This window comes from Aeromonas sp. HMWF014 (assembly GCF_963878295.1).
In the GTDB taxonomy this organism is placed as follows: Bacteria; Pseudomonadota; Gammaproteobacteria; order Enterobacterales; family Aeromonadaceae; genus Aeromonas; species Aeromonas popoffii.
Genome location: NZ_CAWNYS010000016.1, coordinates 8949 through 9391 on the forward strand (window position 1 = coordinate 8949; position 443 = coordinate 9391).

At 61.9% G+C, this 443-nt stretch carries 1 pseudogene; it reads right to left on the reverse strand.

Going from position 1 to position 443, the window contains the following annotated elements:
• Positions 1-443: pseudogene (locus AAC083_RS22720) on the reverse strand (ABC transporter substrate-binding protein); the annotation flags it as partial.

Sequence of the window (443 nt, forward strand, 5' to 3'; positions counted from 1 at the left end):
CCACACCAAGCGGCTTCCACATGGCGGCCACCGCCAACGCCAGCTTCTTGTGATTTTCCGAGGTGTTGTAAGTCAGCGTCAGCTTGAGGGGATGAGCGCTGTTGTAACCCGCCTGCGCAAGCAGCGCGGTCGCCTTGGCAAGCCGGGTTGGCTGATCCTGCAAGGCCAGCGGTGAGCTCAGCGCCTCATAGCCCGGCATGGTGGGCAGCAGTGACCAGGCGGCTTGTTCACCCTGACCGCTGACCTTCTCGGTCAGCAAATGTCGGTCTATGGTCATCGCCAGCGCCTGGCGCACCCGCACATCCTGCAACTCGGGGCGACGCAGGTTGAAGGTATAAAGATAGGTACCGAGCAGCGGCAGGCCCCAGATCCGCTCGGGGGTCACTTCCTTGGTCTTCTGGTAATACTCCTGTGCCACCTTGTTGGTGAGCTGGATCTCGCCC